This window comes from Mesorhizobium sp. M0293 (genome assembly GCF_040321735.1).
In the GTDB taxonomy this organism is placed as follows: domain Bacteria; phylum Pseudomonadota; class Alphaproteobacteria; order Rhizobiales; family Rhizobiaceae; genus Mesorhizobium.
In genome coordinates this window covers 1-2,071 of the sequence record NZ_JAMYSA010000253.1, presented here as the reverse complement: position 1 = coordinate 2,071, position 2,071 = coordinate 1, and the positions used below count along the sequence as shown (strand labels likewise).

Below are 2,071 nucleotides of genomic sequence, written 5' to 3'. Positions count from 1 at the left end.
CGCCAGCTCTGACCACGATGGAGGCATCGGATAGGGTGCCGGAGACACTGATCCCCCTGGTCGCCAGCACGATTTCGGCGGGGCGATGGCTAATTGATGGATAAAGTCGTTCGACCGGCTGGCCGACCATCATCTCGATCAGGGTCGCGTCCGATGCCGCGGCGATGGCCACTGTGTCGATCTTGCGCCCTCCTCGCAAGACCGTGACACGGTCCGCGAGCCGACGGATCTCGGCCATGCGATGCGACACATAGATGATGCCGACGCCCCGCGCCTTGAGGCCCGCGATTGCGGCGAACAGTTTTTCCGCTTCACCGTCGGTAAGCGACGCGGTCGGTTCGTCGAGGATGAGTATCTTGGCATCCGAAAGCATGCCCTTGGCAATCTCGACCATCTGCTTTTGCGCCCGGGTCAGCGTTTCGATCTTGCTGTCCAGCTCGACGTGAAAGCCAACGTCGCGGAAGCGTTCTTCCGCGCGGGCACGCATCGCGCGCCGATTTAGGAAAAGCCTTCCCTTGATCTCGCGTCCAAGAAACAGGTTCTCCTCGACCGTGAGGTCGGGGACAAGACTGAATTCCTGGAACACAGCCGCCACCCCGGCATCGCGGGATTTCTGTGGGGTCAGCGCGGAAACGGTTTGGCCGTCGATACGGCAAGAGCCTTCGGTCCAGCCGTAGGTTCCCGCTATCAGATTGATGAGCGTCGACTTTCCGGCGCCGTTTTCGCCGAGAAGGGCATGGACCTCACCGCTCAGCAGCGTGAAATCGACGCCGTCAAGCGCCACCACCCCCCCGAAACGCTTCGTTATACCCGTAAGTTCAAGCATCGCTGACACCACCGAACTCGAAGCAAAACGGGCGGCAGGCCAAGGCCGAGGTCTACCGCCCATCGAAGATGCGACTATTGTACCGAAAATTCAGGCTTCCACCCATCGGGCGCGAAAATCTGCGTCGGGTCGATCTTGTCGACGTTGTCCTTGGTCACGATACCCGGCGCCACCAGCAGAACCTTCTCGTAGTCCTTCTTTTCCAAGGCGCGCACCGCGAGGTCGACGCTGATGCGGCCCATCATCACCGGATACTCGGCGGCAAAGCCAAGCACCTTGCCTTCCTTGACCAGCTTCAGCATCGTCTGGTTCTCGTAGGACGACATGATCACAACGTCGTCGCGGCCAGCGTCGGCGACGGCGCTGACGGCCGCTTCCGCCGCAGCAGCCCCGCCCCAGATGACATTGAGATCCGGATAGGTCTGCAGGGCGTCCTCGACGAGGCGCAGGCTTTGCGGAACGCCGGGCTCACCATAGAGCTCGGCCGCGAGCTTGATGTTGCCGGTTTTGGTGCTGTCGCGGAAGCCCGCCATATAGCTCTCCGCCCAACCCGATCCCTGCGGACCGGGCAGGCCGATCGCGGTCGTCTTTTTGTCGCCGAGATACTTCTTGAGGTACTCACCCTCCTGAAAACCCTTCTGGTAGGTATCGGGAGTGATGCGCGCGGTGATCGGAGTTTCCAGGATGGGATTGGCGACGGCGATCTGGACAAGACCCTTGGCGTCGCCCTCCTTCAGCTTGGCCGCAAGACCGGCTTCCGAGATGGCGGCGACGAGGATACCCTGGGCCCCGGATGCGACGCAATCGTCATACTGCGACAGCTGCTTGGGCAGCGCGTCATAGCCGCCGGCCTGCAGCACCGTCACCTTGACACCCAGGCGCTTTGCTTCTTCGACGATGCCGTAGTCGACCGAGACCCAGTAGCTGTCCTTGAGGTGCGGAAACAAAACGCACAGGTTCCAGGGCTTCTCGGCCTTTTCCAGCGGCACATAGTCGAGTGCCTCGACTTTTTTCAGATCGCCGCCCTTGGCCGCGTTGATCTTGAAGGGCCACCAATCCTTGGCTTGGGCGGCGTTGGGCAGGACGGCCACGCCGGTGACGAAAGCCGCCGCGAGCATGGATTGGAAAGCGCGAGTCTTGGTCATGTGATTCCCCATTTGTTTCGTGTGTTCCCGGGTGGGGGGGCCGCACAATTTCCCGCGCCCCCCGCGGGCGTGGGGGCGGCGATACAAGCCCCGGAGGGGG

Annotated in this window: 2 protein-coding genes; both read right to left on the bottom strand. The window is 62.0% G+C overall.

What is annotated here, in order from left to right; genetic code table 11:
- Positions 1-826 (bottom strand): ATP-binding cassette domain-containing protein (locus tag NKJ06_RS35225; protein ID WP_352812528.1); only part of this gene is annotated, 826 nt, incomplete at its 3' end.
- A 74-nt stretch (positions 827-900) separates the two neighbouring features.
- Positions 901-1,971: a TMAO reductase system periplasmic protein TorT gene (torT, locus tag NKJ06_RS35220; RefSeq protein ID WP_352812526.1), complete on the bottom strand. Its 1,071-nt coding sequence runs from the start codon at positions 1,969-1,971 to the stop codon at positions 901-903.
- Positions 1,972-2,071: the final 100 nt, after the last annotated feature.